Annotated in this window: 18 protein-coding genes; 5 read left to right on the forward strand and 13 right to left on the reverse strand. The window is 71.7% G+C overall.

Going from position 1 to position 18875, the window contains the following annotated elements; translation table 11 throughout:
- Window positions 1–2 precede the first annotated feature (2 nt).
- Both ACWDMM_RS21410 and priA read right to left on the reverse strand, forming a co-directional pair.
- Window positions 3–818, reverse strand: a complete 816-nt coding sequence (locus tag ACWDMM_RS21410) for an inositol monophosphatase family protein (protein WP_195082712.1) — start codon at window positions 816–818, stop codon at window positions 3–5.
- Window positions 815–1546 (reverse strand): bifunctional 1-(5-phosphoribosyl)-5-((5-phosphoribosylamino)methylideneamino)imidazole-4-carboxamide isomerase/phosphoribosylanthranilate isomerase PriA, encoded by a 732-nt coding sequence (priA, locus tag ACWDMM_RS21415; RefSeq protein ID WP_039797252.1) that lies wholly within the window; start codon window positions 1544–1546, stop codon window positions 815–817. The genes ACWDMM_RS21410 and priA overlap by 4 nt, the downstream gene beginning before the upstream one ends.
- Before the next feature lie 267 nt (window positions 1547–1813).
- On the opposite strand from priA, the gene ACWDMM_RS21420 reads away from it, so the two are divergent.
- Both ACWDMM_RS21420 and ACWDMM_RS21425 read left to right on the forward strand, forming a co-directional pair.
- Window positions 1814–2332 carry a nuclear transport factor 2 family protein gene (locus ACWDMM_RS21420; RefSeq protein ID WP_357208575.1) on the forward strand — a complete coding sequence of 173 codons (519 nt, stop codon included), beginning with the start codon at window positions 1814–1816 and terminating at the stop codon, window positions 2330–2332.
- Window positions 2333–2713: 381 nt separating this feature from the next.
- The gene (locus ACWDMM_RS21425; RefSeq protein ID WP_195082710.1) at window positions 2714–3175 is read left to right on the forward strand and encodes a hypothetical protein; all 462 of its coding nucleotides are present in this window, start codon (window positions 2714–2716) and stop codon (window positions 3173–3175) included.
- 43 nt (window positions 3176–3218) lie between these two features.
- Here the strand turns inward: ACWDMM_RS21425 and hisH are convergent, their stop codons facing one another.
- From hisH to ACWDMM_RS21465, 8 genes are all read right to left on the reverse strand, one after another.
- Complete coding sequence (hisH, locus tag ACWDMM_RS21430) at window positions 3219–3854, reverse strand: imidazole glycerol phosphate synthase subunit HisH (protein WP_357208578.1); 636 nt, start codon at window positions 3852–3854, stop codon at window positions 3219–3221.
- Window positions 3851–4465, reverse strand: a complete 615-nt coding sequence (gene hisB, locus ACWDMM_RS21435) for an imidazoleglycerol-phosphate dehydratase HisB (protein WP_195082708.1) — start codon at window positions 4463–4465, stop codon at window positions 3851–3853. The genes hisH and hisB overlap by 4 nt, the downstream gene beginning before the upstream one ends.
- Before the next feature lie 45 nt (window positions 4466–4510).
- Window positions 4511–5644, reverse strand: coding sequence for a histidinol-phosphate transaminase (locus ACWDMM_RS21440; RefSeq protein WP_449939038.1), 1134 nt, complete (start codon window positions 5642–5644; stop codon window positions 4511–4513).
- Complete coding sequence (gene hisD, locus ACWDMM_RS21445) at window positions 5641–6978, reverse strand: histidinol dehydrogenase (RefSeq protein ID WP_357109494.1); 1338 nt, start codon at window positions 6976–6978, stop codon at window positions 5641–5643. The genes ACWDMM_RS21440 and hisD overlap by 4 nt, the downstream gene beginning before the upstream one ends.
- Before the next feature lie 232 nt (window positions 6979–7210).
- The gene (locus ACWDMM_RS21450; protein WP_195082706.1) at window positions 7211–8842 is read right to left on the reverse strand and encodes a serine/threonine-protein kinase; all 1632 of its coding nucleotides are present in this window, start codon (window positions 8840–8842) and stop codon (window positions 7211–7213) included.
- Window positions 8843–8941: 99 nt separating this feature from the next.
- The gene (locus ACWDMM_RS21455; protein WP_195082705.1) at window positions 8942–10705 is read right to left on the reverse strand and encodes a penicillin-binding transpeptidase domain-containing protein; all 1764 of its coding nucleotides are present in this window, start codon (window positions 10703–10705) and stop codon (window positions 8942–8944) included.
- 293 nt (window positions 10706–10998) lie between these two features.
- Window positions 10999–11859 carry an arylamine N-acetyltransferase family protein gene (locus tag ACWDMM_RS21460; protein ID WP_195082704.1) on the reverse strand — a complete coding sequence of 287 codons (861 nt, stop codon included), beginning with the start codon at window positions 11857–11859 and terminating at the stop codon, window positions 10999–11001.
- Window positions 11860–11920: 61 nt separating this feature from the next.
- Entirely contained in the window at window positions 11921–12922 is a 1002-nt protein-coding gene (locus tag ACWDMM_RS21465; RefSeq protein ID WP_357109485.1) for an alpha/beta hydrolase family protein, read from the reverse strand.
- A gap of 136 nt (window positions 12923–13058) precedes the next feature.
- On the opposite strand from ACWDMM_RS21465, the gene ACWDMM_RS21470 reads away from it, so the two are divergent.
- Genes ACWDMM_RS21470 through ACWDMM_RS21480 form a run of 3 tightly spaced genes read left to right on the forward strand, consistent with a single transcriptional unit; the run spans window position 13059 to window position 15167 of the window.
- Window positions 13059–13487 carry an ArsR/SmtB family transcription factor gene (locus ACWDMM_RS21470; protein WP_357109482.1) on the forward strand — a complete coding sequence of 143 codons (429 nt, stop codon included), beginning with the start codon at window positions 13059–13061 and terminating at the stop codon, window positions 13485–13487.
- Window positions 13484–13960, forward strand: a complete 477-nt coding sequence (locus ACWDMM_RS21475; protein ID WP_195082702.1) for a TerB family tellurite resistance protein — start codon at window positions 13484–13486, stop codon at window positions 13958–13960. The genes ACWDMM_RS21470 and ACWDMM_RS21475 overlap by 4 nt, the downstream gene beginning before the upstream one ends.
- 28 nt (window positions 13961–13988) lie before the next feature.
- On the forward strand, window positions 13989–15167 hold the full coding sequence (locus ACWDMM_RS21480) for a winged helix DNA-binding domain-containing protein (RefSeq protein WP_357109479.1): 1179 nt from the start codon (window positions 13989–13991) through the stop codon (window positions 15165–15167).
- Between the two features lie 18 nt (window positions 15168–15185).
- On the opposite strand, the gene nadC is transcribed toward ACWDMM_RS21480, so the two are convergent.
- From nadC to nadA, 3 genes are all read right to left on the reverse strand, one after another.
- Window positions 15186–16046, reverse strand: coding sequence for a carboxylating nicotinate-nucleotide diphosphorylase (gene nadC / locus ACWDMM_RS21485; protein ID WP_449939047.1), 861 nt, complete (start codon window positions 16044–16046; stop codon window positions 15186–15188).
- A gap of 59 nt (window positions 16047–16105) precedes the next feature.
- On the reverse strand, window positions 16106–17671 hold the full coding sequence (locus ACWDMM_RS21490) for an L-aspartate oxidase (protein WP_195082699.1): 1566 nt from the start codon (window positions 17669–17671) through the stop codon (window positions 16106–16108).
- Between the two features lie 109 nt (window positions 17672–17780).
- Window positions 17781–18824 (reverse strand): quinolinate synthase NadA, encoded by a 1044-nt coding sequence (nadA, locus tag ACWDMM_RS21495; protein ID WP_195082698.1) that lies wholly within the window; start codon window positions 18822–18824, stop codon window positions 17781–17783.
- Between the last annotated feature and the right edge of the window lie 51 nt (window positions 18825–18875).

Below are 18875 nucleotides of genomic sequence, written 5' to 3' on the forward strand. Positions count from 1 at the left end.
CCTCACCCTTTCTCCGCGGCCGCCGGGTCGGCGACCGTGCAGATCATGTCGAGCAGTTCTTCGTGCACGCCGGGCGCGGCCGCCAGCACGGAGCCGGAGGCGATGGTCCACGGCCTGCCCACCAGGTCGGTGACCACTCCGCCCGCCGCGCGCACCAGGGCGACGCCCGCCGCGTTGTCCCAGGGATGGTGCCCGAACACGATCGCGCCGCCGAGCACGCCAGAGGCGGTGAACGCCAGATCGATGCCGGTCGAGCCGTGCATGCGCACCCGGGAGGACAGCCTGCTCAGCGGGCCGAGCAGGTCGAAGCGGAACTGGCCGGGGATGCGGCCGTGCGAGTCGACGTTGAACGCGCCGAAGCCGATCATCGCCTCGGCCAGTCTGCCGCGCGGCAGCGGCGGCAGCGCTCGGCCGTTCAGCAGCACGGGGCCTCCGGTCATGGCGGCGTAGCGGCGGCCGAGCAGCGGTAACCAGGTCAGCCCGAGCACCGGCTCCCCGTCGCGGACCAGCGCAAGCAACATGCCGGAGAGCGGATGCCCGGACGAGTAGTTGAAGGTCCCGTCGATCGGGTCGAGCACCCATGCGGTGCCCGAGGTGAGCTGCGGCCCGCCGAATTCCTCACCGTGCACCTCGATGCCGGTGCGCCTGCGCAGTTCGGCGGAGACGGTGCGCTCCAGTTCCAGGTCCAGCTCGGTGGCGAAGTCGTTGCGGCCTTTGCTGACCGCGCTCGGCGCGCCGATGCCCTCGATGAACCGAGGGCGCACCGAGTCGAGGACCTCGCTCGCCTCCGCGAGCAGTCTCGACAGATCCTGGGTCATCTCACCGCGGCCAGCGCCTCGGGCAGGGTGAACCGGCCCGCGTAGAGCGCCTTGCCGACGATCGAGCCCTCGACGCCTTCCGGCACCAGTTCGGCGATCGCGACCAGGTCCGCGATGGTGGAGACGCCGCCGGAGGCGATGACCGGGGCGTCGGTGGCCGCGCAGACCTCGCGCAGCAGGTCGAGGTTCGGGCCGGTGAGCGTGCCGTCCTTGGTCACGTCGGTCACCACGTAGCGCGAGCAGCCGTCGCGCTCCAGGCGCTCGAGCACCTCCCACAGGTCGCCGCCGTCGCTGACCCAGCCGCGGCCGCGCAGCCGGTGCTCGCCGTCGACGATGCGCACGTCGAGGCCGATGGCGATGCGCTCGCCGTGCCGGGCGATGGCCTTGGCGCACCAGACCGGGTCCTCCAGCGCGGCGGTGCCGAGGTTCACCCGGGCGCAGCCCGTGGCGAGGGCCGCCTCCAGGCTTTCGTCGTCGCGGATGCCGCCGGACAGTTCCACCTTGACGTCGAGTTCACCGACGACGCCCGCGAGCAGTTCCCGGTTCGAGCCGCGTCCGAAGGCCGCGTCCAAGTCGACCAGGTGCACCCATTCCGCGCCCGCTTCCTGCCAGGCCAGCGCCGCCTCCCGAGGCGAGCCGTAGCTGGTTTCGCTTCCGGCTTCTCCTTGTACGAGGCGCACGGCCTCTCCGTTGGCGACATCGACGGCGGGTAGCAGCACAAGACTCACGAGAGCAGCCTAGTGGTTACCCGGCGGCGTCCGGGCGCAGGGCCTGGGCGGATGGGACCTCGATCACGGATCCGGACCGGTCGGCGCGCGCCGGTCGGCGCCCGCGATCGGTCCCCGTCTCGCAACGTACGGATCAGATCGGGGCGCAGGCACGGAGCACGTGCTGCGCGAGAACCACTCCCCCCAGACTTGTTGGGGCCACCCACGACCTGATACGTTGGCAGAGCCAACGTTGGATCAGCCAACATTTTTCGAAAGGTGCCTCCCATGCGCGGACTCCGGCTCGCCCTGCCCCTGCTGACCCTCCCGCTGGCCGCACTCACCGCGGCCTGCGCCTCCGCCACCGCGACGCCGACGGCGCAACTGCGGGAACTGATGGACCGTCAGGAGATCACCGCCTTGGTCGACCGACTCGGCCGTGCCCTGGACGAGGGACGCTTCGACGACCTGCGGGCGATCTACACCCCCGGCGCGACCGCGAAGACGCCCGGCGGCACGGCCGAGGGACGCGACGCGCTGATCGCCCAGGCGAGCTGCAACCACGGCGAACACCTGCGCATCCAGCACGTCGTCGGCAACGTGCTGATCGACCTGCACGGCGACACGGCGGAGGTCAGGGCCAACCTGATCGCCACGTTCGCGCTCGCCACCTCCGACGGCACGCCTCCGCCGCCGGTCTACACCCTGGGCGAGGTCTACCGCTTCGACGCGGTCCGTACCGGCGAAGGCTGGCGCCTGTCCCGGGTGCAGACCACTCCCGTCTGGTCCACCGGCAAGCGCCCGTGATCACCGCGCGGCGAGCACGCGTGCGCGGTAGCAGGCCAGGGCGGCGAGCACCGCGCACCCCGTCGTCAGCGGAACAGTGACGCTTCTCATGTCGACCTCCTCGCGTCGACGGTAGATTCCGGGCCGCAGCCGGCGGATCCGGAACGAGCCCCCAATAGACGAGTCAGGGTCTACCCGGAAGCCGCCGGCCTCGAATGCCGGCCGGGGTTCGAGAACATCCCATGCGCGGCGATCCGCCCGCCCGCCCGGACCACGAAAACGTCACGACGGCGCGGAGGGGCGATTCGCCACGAGTTCGCCGCGAGCCGTGCCGCGCGGGCGGTATCGTCTCCGCTCGGTGATCATCCCGTTCGCCGCTTTCATTTCGCACCGAGGAAGTGCATGTCACGATCCAAACTCGCTGCCGCCCTGTCCCTTTCGGCAGCCGCCTGCTCCGCGGCCTTCGTCGCCGCACCCGCCGCCACCGCCGCGCCGCCCGAGGAGGCGCGCCTGGCCGGATGCGAATTCGGCTCCGCCGCGGCGACTTACGACTACGCGCGGTTCGGCGACCACGCCCGGCGGATGCTCGACCTCAGCACCGGGGAATTCCGGTCCGAGTTCGAGAGCTTCCGCGCCAACATCCAGTCGAGCGCGGAGGCCGCGCACATCCGCGCCGAGGCCAACTCGGCCGATTGCCGCATCGTCTCCGGTGACGACAACCGCGCCGAGGTGGACGTCGACGTGGTGCGGACGGTGACCAGCGACGAGACCGACGGTCTCCCGCAGACCGGCCGCATGTCGATGACCGTGACGGTGGAGCACGTCGACGGGCGCTGGCTGGTCAGCAAGGTCAGGAAGCACTGACCGGACGGGCGGTCCCGTGCGCTCGGCGCGCGCGGGACCGGCCCTACAGGGCGTTCACCCAGTTGCGCAGCAGCTGGGCGCCCGCGTCGCCGGACTTCTCCGGGTGGAACTGGGTCGCCGACAGAGCGCCGTTCTCCACCGCCGCCAGGAACGGCACACCGTGCTCGGCCCAGGTCAGCTTGGGCGCGGCGAAGTGCTCGGCGGGCGGCAGATCCCAGCTCTGCGCGGCATAGGAGTGCACGAAGTAGAACCGGGTCTCGGCGTCCAAGCCCGCGAACAGCACGCTGTCGGACGGGGCGGAGACGGTGTTCCACCCCATGTGCGGCAGCACCGGCGCGGACAGCCGTTCGACCGTGCCGGGCCATTCGGCGCACCCGTCGGCCTCCTCGCCGAACTCGACGCCGCGCTCGAACAGGATCTGCATGCCCACGCAGATGCCGAGCACCGGCCGCCCGCCGGCCAGCCGCTGACCGATCAGGCGCTCGCCGCGCACCTCGCGCAGTCCCGCCATGCACGCCGCGAACGCTCCGACGCCGGGCACGACCAGACCGTCGGCGGCCAGCACCGTCTCCGGGTCGGCGGTCACCTCGACCCGCGCGCCCGCCCTGGCCAGGGCGCGTTCGGCGGAGTGCAGATTCCCCGACCCGTAGTCGAGCAGGGCGACGGATTTGGCGGTCACAGCGTTCCCTTCGTCGACGGGATCCCGCTCACCCGGGGATCGAGCTCCACGGCGGTGCGCAGCGCGCGCGCCACCGCCTTGAATTCGGCCTCGGTGACATGGTGCTGGTCGCGGCCGTAGAGCACCCGCACGTGCAGCGCGATGCGCGCGTTCAGCGCGATCGACTCGAAGACGTGGCGGTTGAGCACAGTCGAGTACGGCGCGCCCGGCCCGGAACCGGGGATCACGGTGTGCACCAGATGATCCGGCTCTCCGGTGTGCACGCAGTAGGGGCGGCCGGACACGTCGACCGCGGCGTGCGCCAGCGTCTCGTCCATCGGGATGTAGGCGTCACCGAACCTGCGGATGCCCGCCTTGTCGCCCAGCGCCTTGCCCAGCGCCTGGCCGAATACGATCGCGGTGTCCTCGACGGTGTGGTGGGCCTCGATCTCGATGTCGCCCTCCGCGCGCACGGTCAGGTCGAAGCTCGCGTGCGCGCCGAGCGCGGTCAGCATGTGGTCGTAGAAGGGGACGCCGGTGGCGATCTCGGTCTTGCCGGTGCCGTCCAGATCCAGCTCGACGACGATGCTGGATTCCTTGGTGACCCGCTCCACCCGGGCGGTCCTACTCATGCTCACGTCCAATCGGGTCGGCGCCGAAGGCTGTTCGGCGCTGGTTCATCGCGGTGCCAGGTCGGTGCCCGCCAGCAGCTCGCTGACCCGCAGCAGTTCGTCGTTCTCGGCGGCGAGGCCGATGGTGGTGCGCAGGTAGCCGGGCAGGCCGACGTCGCGGATCAGCACGCCGTGATCGAGATAGCGCTGCCAGGTGGCCGCCGCGTCGGTGAAGCGGCCGAACAGCAGGAAGTTGGCGTCGCTGGGGATCACGTCGTACCCGAGTTCCCGCAGCGCGGCCGCCACCCGGTCGCGCTGCGCGGCCAGTTCGGCCACGCTGCCGAGGGTCTCGTCGGCATGCCGCAGGGCCGCGCGCGCCGCGGCCTGGGTGACCACCGACAGGTGGTAGGGCAACCGCACCAGCAGCATCGCGTCGATCACCGCGGGCGCGGCGACCAGATAACCGAGCCGCCCACCTGCGAACGCGAAGGCCTTGCTCATCGTCCTGGTCACCACCAGCTTCGCGGGGAACCGGTCGATCAGCCCGATGGCGCTTGGCTGCGCGGAGAACTCGCCGTAGGCCTCGTCGACCACCACGATGCCGGGGGCGGCCGCGAGGATGCGGGCCAGCTCGTCCTGCGGGATGCTGTGCCCGGTGGGATTGTTCGGGCTGGTCACGAACACCACGTCCGGCCTGCGCTCGGCGATGGCGGCCAGCGCGTGCTCGATGTCGAGGGAGAAGTCGGCGCTGCGCTCGGCCTCGATCCACTCGGTGTCGATGCCCTCGGAGATGATCGGGTGCATCGAGTACGAGGGCACGAAACCCAAAGCGCTGCGACCCGGCCCGCCGAAGGCCTGCAACAGCTGCTGCAGGATCTCGTTGGAGCCGTTGGCCGCCCACACATTGCCGGTCTGCACCGCGACGCCGGTCTGCGCGGTCAGATACCGCGCCAGGTCGGTGCGCAGCGCGACGGCGTCGCGGTCCGGGTAGCGGTGCAGGTCGGCGGCGGCCGCCCGGATCGACTCGGCGACGTCGTCGATCAGGGCCCGGCTCGGCGGATGCGGGTTCTCGTTCGTGTTCAGCTGCACCGGAACCGTCAACTGCGGTGCGCCGTAAGGCTTCTTGCCACGCAGATTGTCCCGCAGCGGCAGCTCGTCCAAGGTCAGGTCCGCGCCGGGCGCGCTCACCGCGCGGGTCACGACAGTGCCTCGAAACGCGCCTGCACGGCCTGGCCGTGGGCGGGCAGGTCCTCGGCGTCGGCCAGCGCCACCACGTGGCCCGCGACGTCCTTCAACGCCGCTTCGGTGTACTCCACGACGTGGATGCCGCGCAGGAAGGTCTGCACGCTCAGGCCGGAGGAGTGCCGCGCGCAGCCCGCGGTGGGCAGCACGTGATTGGAGCCCGCGCAGTAGTCACCCAGGCTGACCGGGGCGTACGCGCCGACGAACACCGCGCCCGCGCTGCGCACCCTGGCCGCGACCGCGGGCGCGTCGGCGGTCTGGATCTCCAGGTGCTCGGCGGCGTAGGCGTTCACCACGCGCAGGCCCTGCTCGATGTCGTCGACCAGGACGGTGCCCGACTGCTTGCCGCGCAACGCCTCGCTCACCCTGTGGGCGTGCTTGACCACCCCCAGCTGCGCGGTCAGCGCCGCGTCCACCGCGTCGGCCAGCTGCTCACTGTCGGTGACCAGCACACTCGCGGCCAGCACGTCGTGCTCGGCCTGGCTGATCAGGTCGGCGGCGACGTGCGCCGGATCGGCGGTCGCGTCGGCGAGGACGGCGATCTCGGTGGGCCCGGCTTCGGCGTCGATGCCGACCAGGCCGCGGCACAGCCGCTTGGCCGCGGTGACGTAGATGTTGCCGGGCCCGGTGATCAGATCGACCGGTTCCAGCTGCGCGCCGTCGGTGTCGACGCCGCCGTAGGACAGCAGCGCGACGCCCTGGGCGCCGCCGACCGCCCACACCTCCTCGACGCCGAGCAGCTGCGCGGCGGCCAGGATGGTGGGGTGCGGCAGCCCGCCGAACCGCGCCTGCGGCGGCGAGGCGACCACCAGCGAGCCGACGCCCGCGGTCTGCGCCGGCACCACGTTCATCACGACGCTGGACGGGTAGACGGCGTTGCCGCCCGGCACGTACAGGCCGACCCGCTCGACGGGCACCCAGCGTTCGGTGACGGTGCCGCCCGGCACCACCTCGGTGGTCTTGTCGGCGCGCCGCTGGTCGGCGTGCACCTTGCGCGCCCTGGCGATGGATTCCTCCAGCGCGGCGCGGACGGCGGGGTCCAGCCGCTGCAGGGCGGATTCCAGCTCGGCCGCCGGCACCCGCACCGTCGCCGGGATGACGCCGTCGAAGCGCTCGCTGAACTCCAGCGCCGCCGACACACCGTGATCACGGATCGCCTCGACCACCGGACGCACCTGATGCAGCACCGAGTCCACGTCGACTCCCCCGCGCGGCAGCGCGGCGCGCAGCTCGGCGACGGAGGGAGTGCGACCGCGCAGATCGACGCGGGCGAGCTCGATGCGGGTTGTCATGTGGTGTCGGTCCTTGTCTCCAGCTGATCGCGCAACAGGAAAGTTGCCGTTACCAGCCTAATGGGGCGACGCCAGCCGTTATCCGCGTGGTCCGGGCGGCGGGGGCGCAGGGGACCTGTGTGCGCAGGTCCGCGCGACGACGCCGTTACCGCGGCGGACCTGGGCGTGGCGTCGCTTCATCGCTGGCCGGTGGTGTCCGAGCCGGTCGGCGAGGCCGGTTCCGGCGCTCGCGTCAGCGGGTGTCGCTGTCGATGAGCACGGACCCGTTGCCGGGGTTTATCAACCGGAGCGTCACCGACTTGTTCTGGCCGCCGTAGGTCACGCTGGCGACATTGACGTCCACCGAACCGTCCGCGTTGCTGCCCGAACCGCCACCGGCCGCGTCGACGGTGTTGAAGCCCGTGACCCGGTTCTGCGTCCAGTAGTCCTCGAAGGCCTGCTGGCTGCCGAACACCTGCTGGGCGGCGGGCGTCAGCTGCTTCCACGCGGCGGAGAAGCTCAAGTACGTCAGGTTGTTGTAGAAGTTCACCACCAGATCGATGGACTGCCGCGGGTCGGCCTTGCCGACGCTTTTCGTCTCGCCCACCGCGGCGGCGGCCGACGTCGTGTTCGCGCCCGGCCGCGTCGACGCGACCGCCGAGGACGTGCTGCCCTGGGCCGCGCTGGTGCCCGACCCCGACGAGCTCATCATGTTCACCGCGACGGCCACCACCACGGCGACCGCGCCGATCAGCGCGCCGATCAGGATCGCGCGGCGTTTGCCGCCCGATCCCTGCCGCTGCACCGGGCGCGGCTGCGCCATGGTGCGTGGATGCGACGCGGTGTCCGGCTGCGCCGGAGGCGGGGGCGTGGGTCGGGGTCGCGGCTGACGCTCGGTCGGCGTGTAGGGCGCCGAGGCCATCGCCGACGGCCGCAGCTCGCGGGTCGCCGATTCGGACTGGCCCGCCCGCGGCCGGGCGAACGCCTCGCTGGCTGGCACGAACCCGGCCGCCACCGGGGCGGGACCGGCGTCGGCGAACGCGGCGAGATGATCACGCGCCGCCCGCATGCTCGGACGCTCGCGCGGTTCGGGGCTGAGCAGGTCGAGCAGGAAATCCGTGGCGGGACCGGCGTTGCGCGGTTCGCTCAGCTGCCCGTTCGCGGCGGCGTAGAGCACTGCGAGCGGATTGGAGCCCGCCCCGTAGGGCGGTTCGCCCTCGAGCGCGTGGAACAGCGTGGCGCCCAGCGCGAACACGTCGGAGGCGGGGCTGGGATCGGATCCGCGGGCGACCTCGGGCGCGAGGTAGGCGGCGGTGCCGCAGATCAGTCCGGTCTCGGTGAGCGTGACGTCGCCGGTGGCGCGGGAAATGCCGAAGTCGGTGATCTTCACCGTGCCGTGATCGTCGAGCAGGATGTTGCCCGGCTTCACGTCGCGGTGCACGATGCCCGCCTGGTGCGCGGCGATCAGCGCCGAAGCGACCTGCTCGCCGATCCGCGCCACCTGGGTCAGCGGCAAGGTGCCCTGCGCGGCGATCACCGCGGCGAGGCTCTTGGATTTCAGGTACTCCATCACCAGGCAGGGGTCGCCCTCGTGCTCGGTGATGTCGAACACGACGATCGCGTTCGGATGCTGGAAGCGGGCGGCGTTGCGCGCCTCCCGGATCGCACGCTGGCGCACCACGTCCCGTTCGGCCTCGGGCAGGCTCGGCTGGATGTGGATCTGCTTGACGGCCACGGAGCGCTGGAGGCGTTCGTCGACGGCACGCCAGACCACGCCCGTGCCGCCGCTACCAATCCGCTCGACCAGGCGGTAATGCTCCGCGATCAACTGACCGGTATCGATGGCGCCTACTCCGAACCTTCTCGAAATCGTGACATCCCGCATATTGATTACTCACGCGGTCCGGGGATGAGTGTAGCGGGCGCCGGAATGCTCGCACGCGTCAGCCGGGCCTTCTCGCCGCCCGCAATCGCCCGCCACAGACTATCCACGGGCCCGCAGCATCCGGCCCGCGGCCTCCACCGCGGGCGCCGAACTGCCCGCGTCGCTGATGAAGACGGAAAAGGCCAGGTCGCCGTCGATGCCGACGAACCAGCCGTGCGCGTGGGCGTCGTCGATGTACTCGGCGGTGCCGGTCTTGCCGAGCAGGCCGGGGATATCCCGCAATTGCGTCGCGGTGCCGTCGGTGATCGTCTCGCGCATCATGGCTTTCAGCTGGTCGTCGACCTGCGGCGGCAGCGGGTCCGGGGTGCGATCCTGGGTGCCGGGCTTGCCCGCGACCACGGCGGGCGCGGGCACCGAGCCGCGGGCGATGGAGGCGGCGACCAGAGCCATGCCGAACGGTGACGCTGTCACCTGCCCTTGACCGATCGCCGACTCGACACGTAACGCCGAGGTGTCGGCCGTGGGCACCTTCCCCGTGACCGTGGTCAAGCCCGGTGTGACGTAATCGATGCCGAGGCCCAATTGCGCCGCCGCTTCAGTCAGCGCGTCGGCGGGCAATCGCACGGCCATGGCGCCCATCGTGGTGTTGCAGGACCGGGCGAAGGCGGTGTGCAACGGGACCGAGCCGAGATCGAAATTGTTGTCGTTGGGGATGCGCCGGCCCTCGATGTTCGCGGTGCCGGGGCAGGGCAGCACGGTGTCGGGCGTGACGGCGCCCGCCTGCAATGCCGCGGAGACGGTGACCGTCTTGAACGTCGAACCCGGCGGATAGAGCCCGGTCAGCGCGATCGGGCCCTGCGCGTCGGCGGCGGCGTTCTGCGCGATCGCGACGACCTCGCCGGTCGAGGGCCGCAGGGCGACCATCGCGGCGGGCTGGGCCACCGGGGCGAGCGCCGCCTCGGCCGCGCGCTGTAAGCCGGGATCGAGAGTGGTCGTGATGTCGGCGGTGGGCGTGGCATCGGTTCCGGCGACGCGCTCGGTGCCCTGCGGCGTCTGGGCGCGCACGGCCCACCCGGCGTGCGCGTCGGCGGATTGCTGCCACAGCTCGGCCAGCCCGGACAGGGTGGGGGCGGCCAGGGCCTTGTCGGTCGTCAGCAGGCGGGTCTGCGGCGCCAGGGTGACACCGGGCAGCGCGGTCAGGCGGTCTCGGACCGGGGCGAGGTCGGCCTCGCGCAAGGTGATCGCGGTGATCGGCTTTCCTTGCGCCGCCGCGAGTTCGGCTTGCATCGATCCGGCGGTGAGACCGGGTGCGAGTGGGCCGAGCAGCTCCGCGATCGCGGGCAGGTCGGCGTTCGGGCCGACGTTCACCAGCGTGACGATCTGCTCGGTCATCAGCTCGCCGCCGGCGGCGTCGAGGACGCGCGCCGGTTGCGGATAGACCCTGCTGTAGCTCAAGGGCCCCGCGGCGAGTCCGGGAGCGACGGTGGCGGGGTCCCACTTCACCCGCCATCCGTTCCCCTCGTCGCGGGCGGCGCCGGTGGTGGTGTAGGTCCACTCCGACTTGCCGTCCGCGCCCAGCTTCCAGGTGGCGGCCAACGCGAAGCCGTTCTCCTCGACCGAGCGGACTTCGAAGCGCACGTCCTTGCCGAGCCCCTCGTACAGGGCGCCGATGGCCTCGGCGGCCTTGGCCGGATCGTCGGTGAGCGCGGCGGCCGCGGCGACGTCGTCGCGGTTCAGCGCGTCGGCGAACTGCGCGGCCACGGTGTCGGGCTGGTCGGGTCCGGACGAGCAGGCGGCGAGCACGAGCAGCGGTGCGGCGAACAGGACGAGGGCTTTCCGGTTGGTACGCACCCCGACGACCATAATGGCGCGGGCGGACCGCGTCCGCCGGCAGCCTGCGTATGGCCGCGGTGCTGGGCACGCGTGACGAGCGGAGCCGGACAGAGCCCGACGAAACCCACGCACGGCCGCAGTGCAGGGATCCGCGTGACGAGCGGAGCCGGACAGCCCCCGACGAGAACCCGTGCACAGCCCGGGTGCAGGGATACGCGTGACGAGCAGAGCCGCACTGCGCCCGACGAAAACCCGTGCACGGCCGCAGTGCGGGCGCGATTACGTCTGGTCGGCCGGACGAAAACCCCGACCCGATCGCCAGGTCAGTCGCGTGCCCACGCGCCCCGCGCGAGCGTCGCGGCATCGTCCTCGCCGAGGTCGATGTCGAACACTTCGGCGAGAACCTTGGGCAGCTCGGTCGGTTCCAGTTCCCTTGTCTGGCCCGTGCCGTCGGGGTACTCGGTGACGAACGTGGTGCCGTCCAGCACGTAGTGGACGTCGGGGTGGAAGCGCTGCACGTACGGCCGGGTGGTGAACGGCGAACGCGGCGAGGTGGACACGAAGTGATTGCCGACGGCGTAATCGATGCCGTACTGCGGATTCAGGGTGAAGCTGTGCCGGTCGATCCACCCGTCGCGGCCGAACTGGTGCAGCACCCACAGCTCGGAATCCAGCTCGCCGCGCCTGCTCTCCAGCCGGAATTTCCAGTCGCCGCCGGTGAATTCGCCCGCGGACAATTCGAACGGCACGAGCGGTCCTGCGCCGAAGCCGACGTCGCACAGCCAGACGCGGTCGTCGTCGCCGGTGGTCACGCGCAACAAGGCATGGGTGGCGGGGCGCAGCGCCGTGCCCGCGCCCATGCTCACGCGCCCGCTGAGGCCGGTGACGCCGAATCCGAGCCGTTCCAGCGCGGCCGCGAACAGTCCGACGTTCTCGTAGCAGTAACCGCCGCGGCGCCGCCGCACGAGTTTGTCCTGCAAGGTCGCCAGGTCCAGCGGAATCGACCGGCCCAGGATGATCTCCAGGTTCTCGAACGGAATCGCGGTGGTGTGCGCCCGCACCAATTCGCGCAGCGTCGCGACGGTGGGGGCGCGCTCGCCGTCGAACCCGATCCTGGCCAGGTAGGCGTCAAGATCGAGGTCCGCTCCGTTCCAGTGGTAGGCCGGGTCGGCGGGTTTGTTCATCGCGTCCTCACTTCGTCGTCGGTTTTGTCGGTCAACCGCATGAGGCGGCTTTCGTGTTCCCTCAGGCCGCGCATTTCGCGCCCGCGGGGGCCGCCGGTGCGGTGACGACGCCGTGCGCGACGTCCACGAGGTAGTCGCGGTCCGGGCCCTCGACCGGCTCCGCGCCGAGCAGCAGGCGCTCGACCACGCAACCGCCCTCGAAGAGGGCCGGCCCCACGCTGTGGTCGCCGGGAACCACCCTGCCGTTCAGGTCGTGCCCCGTGACGACGGTGTACATCGAGGTGGGCCTGCCCGCGGCGAGCAACCCCGCGCGCATCTCGACGCTGGTGGCGTACGGCACCACGTCGTCGGCGGTGCCGTGGACGAGAAACGCGCGCCGCACGTCCATCCGGGCCGCAAGCAGCGCGGGCGAGCGTTCGGCGTAGGCGAGCGGGCAGGCGGCGGGCGGGCAACCACCCGCGTCGCGCTCGATCTGCGCGGGCAGCGCCGGATCGACGGCCCCGGCGCCCAGCCACATCGTGAAATCGTCGGCCGGACCGTAATTGTCGACCCAGTAGTCGAACATCCCGCGCGGACCGTGCGCCGCCGCGAGACCGCTGGTGATGCCGCCCTGGCTCCAGCCCCACAGCACCGTGCGGGTGATCGAGCGATGGGCGTCCCGGTACCACGCGGTCGCGGCGACGACATCGCGCCACCCCGCCCACAGGTTCCACTCTCCGGCGCGCCATTCGCTCTGCGCCGAGCGCAGATCCATCGCCAGGATCGGCGTCGCGGTGCGCCGGGCGATCGACTCGAGGTAGCCCGCGAAATCCGCCGAAGACCCGCCGTGCCCGTGCACCGCGACCACGAGCGCCTGCGCAGGCGTGTCCTGCTCGGCGCACCGATAGGGCTCGTACGCCCGGCCGGTCGCCTCATCCCCGTCCACGGTCAGCGAAACCGGGCGCACCGCCACGCCCCCGGCGCAGTCCGGCTCCGCGGAAACCGGCGCCGCCGCGGGGATTGTCGTCATGATCACGCCGATCAGCGCGCAGCAGAGTCCGAGTGCCGCAGATGCCCGTCGCATCCTCGGATGATGTCACGCCGTCAGCGCGGCGCGGGAGCGCACGACGACGAGCAGTCCGCCCGCGACCGCCGCGAGGCCGACCACCACGCCGAACGCGGTCACTCCCGCGCTCGATCCGTAGGCCGAGGCCACCTCCGTGCTGCCCGAGCCGGACCGTGCCGATCTGCGGCTGGACCATGTGCTCGCCGCGCTGAGCGACCCCCTGCGCCTGACCATGGTCTGCAGGCTGCTGCTGGACTCCCCCGACACCGACCGGCCGTGCTCGTGGTTCGGCATCGATCGCCCCAAATCCACGCTCCCGCACCATTTCCGGGTGCTGCGTGAAGCCGGCGTCACCCGGCAGCGCCGTTACGGACTCGAACGCCGCAACCAGGTCCGCGTCGAGATCTCGAAGCGCGCTTTCCCGGCCTGCTCGACCTGGTCCGCGCCTGGGAGCCCGTGGACTGATCCCGAACTTTGGGGGCAGGTCCCGGCGTCGCGGCCCTGTTACGGTCCGGGTATTCATACCGAGTCCGGATGGCACGGGTCCGCGCGTTCGGACGCCTTCGCAGGGAGTCAGCCATGACCTTCGCACCCCGCCGCACCCCCGACGCGACCCTGATCAGCACGCCCGAGATCGCCGCCGGCTGGCGCGAACTACTGCTGGCCGAGCGGAATCAATTGCGCGGCGGCTCCTTCCGCGACGCCGCGGTGGCCCTGTGCGCGCTGGTCGCCGTGGCCGACGACGCGATCGTGGACCGGGCGACCGTCGGCGAACTGGTCACGGCCGATCCGGTGCTGTGCAACTTCCCGGTCGACGACTTGCGCGCGTTGTTCGAGGACAACTGCAATCGGCTGGCGAACGCTCCGGTGCGCGGTTACGCCCACGTGCTGCGGCAGATCGCCACAGCGGCGCACCGGCCGGTCGAGGCGGACGCGGTGATCCGCACCGGCCTGCTGATCGGCAGCGACGCGGGCGCATGCGGCCCCGCGGCGGCCGAGGCCGTCCGCGACGCCTGCCGGACGCTGCGCCTGACCCCGGAGCGCTTCGGCCTCTGACCCGCGGCGCGAACGCTACGATTCGCCTATGCGTTCGATTGATGCCGCCGAGCGGCGCGCTCGGTTGGCGATACGACACCGGCTGGCCGCTTCGGAGCGCAGCGGCCAGGTCGCGGACATCGCCCGGTCGCTGGTCGCCTTGCACGCGACCGATCCGGCCACCGTCTTCCTCTCCGTCGCGGCGCGCGGCGAGGGGCTGACGCCCTCGGATGTCGAACGGGCCCTCTACGACGACCGGTCGCTGCTGCGGATGCTCGCCATGCGCCGCACCATGTTCGTCGTGCCGGTGGAACTCGTTCCGGTGCTGCAGGCTTCGTGCGCGGACGCGCTGGCGCACAAGCAGCGGCGCACCTACGCCAAGTACCTGGAGCAGGCCGGCATCGGGGACGGCGATGTGCGGCGCTGGTGGGCGGAGGTCGAGACCGAGACGCACAAGGCGTTGCTCGACCGCGGCGCGGCGACCGGCGCGCAGCTGAGCAGGGACGTCCCGCGCTTGCGTACCCAGGTGAACACCGCGCCGGACAAGCCGTATTCGAAGCCGACGAACATCACCACCTGGGTGCTGGTGACGCTGGGCTGTGAGGGCCGCATCGTGCGCGGACGGCCGAACGGCAGCTGGACCAGCAGCCAGTACACCTGGTCGCCGATCGAATCGTGGTTGCCGCAAGGCGTTCCCGCCCTCCCCGCCGCCGAAGCCCGCGCCGAGCTGGTCCGCCGCTGGCTGCGCGCGTTCGGCCCCGCGCCGGTGTCCGACATCAAGTGGTGGACCGGATGGACGCTCGGCGAGGTGCGCGCGGCGCTCGGCGCGCTCGATCTGGTCGAAGTCGATCTGGACGGCGTGACCGGCGTACTGCTGGCCGACGACGTGGAACCGGTCGCCGCCCCGGAACCGTGGGCGGCGTTGCTGCCCGCCCTCGACCCGACGCCCATGGGCTGGCAGGCACGAGAGTGGTTCCTCGGCTCCCACGCCGCGAACCTGTTCGACCGCAACGGCAACATCGGTCCCACCGTCTGGTGGGGCGGGCGCATCGTGGGCGGCTGGGCACAGCGCGGTGACGGCGAGATCGTCTACCGCCTGCTCGAAGACGTGGGCAGCGAGGCCGAGGCGATGATCGCCACGCAAGCGCAACGTATTCGCGAGTGGTACGGCGACGTGCGCGCCATTCCCCGTTTCCGGACGCCACTGGAGCGCGAACTCACCGCCTGACCGGGCGAAGCCGCGCGCCTACATGTCCAGCCCCAGATCGAGCACCCGCACCGAGTGGGTGAGGGCGCCGACGGCGAGGTAGTCGACGCCGGTGCGCGCGTAGTCGGCGGCGACGTCCAGGCTCAGGCCGCCGGAGGACTCCAGTTTGGTCCGCGGGGACGCCGCGTTGCGGCGCTGCACGGCCGCCTGGGTCTGCCAGAGCGGAAAGTTGTCCAGCAACACCAGTTCCACGTTCTCGGCGAGCACGGCGTAGAGCTGTTCGAGGCTGTCGACCTCCACCTCGCAGGCGATGTCGGGTGCGGCGGAGCGGACCGCGCGCAGCGCCTCGACCACCGATCCCGCTGCGACCACGTGATTGTCCTTGATCAGCGCGGCGTCGCCGAGACCCATGCGGTGGTTGACGCCGCCCCCGACCCGCACGGCGTACTTCTGCAGCGCGCGCAGTCCCGGCAGCGTCTTGCGGCTGTCGCGGATGCGGCACTTGGTGCCCGCGACGGCGTCCACCCAGGCGGCCGTCGCCGTCGCGATGCCGGACAGATGGCACACCAGGTTGAGCATGGTGCGCTCCGCGGTGAGCAGCCCCCGCGTGGGTGCGATCAAGGTCAGCACGGACTGTCCCGGCGACACCCTGGTTCCGTCGGCGACGCGGTCGGTGACCTCGTAGGCGTCCGCGCCGATCACCTCGTCCAGCACCAGCAGCCCCGCGTCGAGCCCGGCCACGGTCCCCGGCTCCCGCGACACCACCGATGCCTTGATCACCGCGTCCGCGGGCACGGTGGCCGTCGTCGTGACGTCGGGGCCGTAGCGCAGGTCCTCGTCCAGCGCGGCGCGGATGACGCGCAGCACCTCGTCGCGATCCAGAGCGGCGTCCAGAGCCATCGAAGCGTTCCTCTCTCGCCGAGCGGGACCGGTGGACAAGTCCGTTTCGGCGCGTGTGGTCAGGGAAGGGGTGCGTACTCGGCGACGCCGTCACCGTTCAGCCGGATCGGGAGGCTGTGGCGGAGTTCGGGCGCGGCGTCGGGGTGGTCCGAGCGGGTATGGCAACCGCGGCTCTCGGTGCGGGCGAGCGCCGCGAGCAGCAGGGCGCGGGCCGCGAGGGTGAGCGCGGCGTCCTCGATCGCGGCGATCGGATGGGCGGCGGCGCGCGTGTCGCGGCGGGTGACCGCGTCGTCGAGCCGCTTGAGCGCTTCGGCGAGCCCCGCGCGGTCGCGGACCACCGAGGCGTGCGTGGTCATCAGGTGCTGCACCACGTCGCGGTCGGCGTATTCGACCGCGCGCGAGGGGATCTCGACGACCCCGGATCGCTCACCGAGCCGCTCGGCGGCGGCGGCTCCGGCGCGCTCGCCGACCACCAGCCCCTCCAGCAGGCTGTTGGAAGCCAACCGGTTCGCCCCGTGCAGCCCGGTGCGCGCGACCTCGCCTGCGGCGTACAGGCCGGGCACCGCGGTGCGGCCGTGGGTGTCGGTGACGACTCCCCCGCACTGGTAGTGCGCGGCCGGTGCGACCGGGATGAGATCGGTGCGCGGATCGATGCCCGCCGCGAGGCACGAGGCGGTGATCGTCGGAAACCGTTGTGCGAAACCGTCGATCGAGCGCGCGTCGAGATAGACGTGCTCGGTGCCGAGTGCCCGCATGCGCGCGGCGATGGCGCGAGAGACGACATCGCGCGGGGCGAGATCGCCACGCGGGTGCACCCCCGCGGTCACCGGGTCGCCTTCGGTGTCGACCAGCGTCGCGCCTTCGCCGCGCACCGCTTCGCTGATCAGCGGCCTGCGTCCGAGGCCGCCCGGGGTGTAGAGCACGGTGGGGTGGAACTGCAGGAATTCCAGATCGGCGACGGCGGCTCCGGCCCACAACCCGAGCGCGATGCCGTCGGCGGTGGCGCCGGGCGGATTGGTGCTCAGCGCGTACAACTGGCCGAGCCCGCCGGTGGCCAGCAGCGCGGCGGGCGCGTGCACCACGCCGAACCCCCGCTCCGACACCGCGACCACACCCCGCACACCGGTCGGCCCGGTGACGATCTCGGCTGCCGCCGCGCCGAACAGCACCGGCAGCCGGGCTTCGTTCAGCGCCCGCTGCACCTCCGCGCCGGTGGCGTCGCCTCCGGCGTGAATGATCCTGCGGGTGCTGTGCCCGCCCTCGCGGGTCCGCGAGATCTGGCCGTCGCGGCCGAGGTCGAACACCGCGCCCAGGTCGGTCAGCGCGGCCACCGCGGCCTGCCCGCCCTCGACGATGGAGCGCACGGCGTCCACGTCGCAGAGCCCGGCGCCCGCCTCCACCGTGTCGCGCACGTGCGATTCGACCGAGTCACCGTGCGGCGCGACGACGGCGATGCCGCCCTGGGCGTACTGGGTGGAGGTGTCCGTCGGCCCGCCCTTGCTGAGCGTGAGCACCCGCAGGCCGCGCAGTGACGCGGTGCGCGCCGCGGTCAGTCCCGCGACGCCGCCGCCGATCACGACCAGATCGGCCTCGGCCTCCCAGTCGATGGAAACCCGGGTTGTCATCGGCCCGCGCCTCTCTGTCTTCCGTTCCGCGAACGACCTCCGGAGCGGACGCGGCGGTCACCGCGTCCGGCCGGAGCACGACCCACCGCCGCGAAGGCAGCGGTCGGATTCATTCACCGCCGCCGGGATTGCCGATCGCGATCATCCGCTGCACCGAGTTGCGGCCCAGCGCGGCGGTCTCCGGATCGACGTGCACCTCGTCGCGGCCTTCGACCAGGCAGCGCAGCAGCGCCGCCGGGGTGATCATCTTCATGTACTTGCACGACGCCCGGTCGTTCACGGCCTGGAAGTCGATGCCGGGGGCGGCCTTGCGCAGCTGGTGCAGCATGCCGACCTCGGTGGCCACCAGCACCTGGTTCGACTTCGCCGCCTTGGCCGCGTCGATCATGCCTCCGGTGGACAGGATGTGCACCCGCTCGGCCGGGAACGCGCCCTCGCCGGCCAGGTACAGCGCCGAGGTGGCGCAGCCGCATTCGGGGTGCACGAACAGCTCCGCGTCCGGGTGGGTGCGCGCCTGCTCGGTCAGCTCGTCGCCGTTGATGCCCGCGTGCACGTGGCACTCCCCCGCCCAGATGTGCATGTTCGCGCGGCCGGTGACCCGCTTGACGTGCGCGCCGAGGAACTGGTCCGGCAGGAACAGCACCTCGCGGTCCGGGTCGATCGAGGCGACCACGTCCACCGCGTTGGACGAGGTGCAGCAGATGTCGGTGAGCGCCTTCACCTCGGCCGTGGTGTTCACGTACGACACGACCACCGCGTTGGGGTGCTCGGCTTTCCAGGCGCGCAGCTCATCGGCCGTGATCGAATCCGCGAGCGAACATCCCGCACGCTGATCGGGGATGAGCACGGTCTTCGCCGGGCTGAGAATCTTGGCGGTCTCGGCCATGAAGTGCACGCCGCAGAACACGATGGTGTCCTCGGGCGCCTCGGCCGCGATCCGCGACAGCGCCAGCGAGTCGCCGACGTGGTCGGCCACGTCCTGGATCTCCGGCAACTGGTAGTTGTGCGCCAGGATCGTCGCGTTGCGCTCCCTGGCCAGTCGCTTTACTTCCCGCGCCCACTCCGGCGTTGCCTCGACACCCGCGAACCCCGATGGTCCGTCGAACACCTGCCCCATCAGCGGGGGCGCCAGTTTCGCACCCGTCGTCGCCATGGATGGCTCCCTTCCTCGTGCGGTCGGCTACACCGCCGATTCGCACCAAAC

This window comes from Nocardia sp. NPDC003726 (assembly GCF_053586955.1).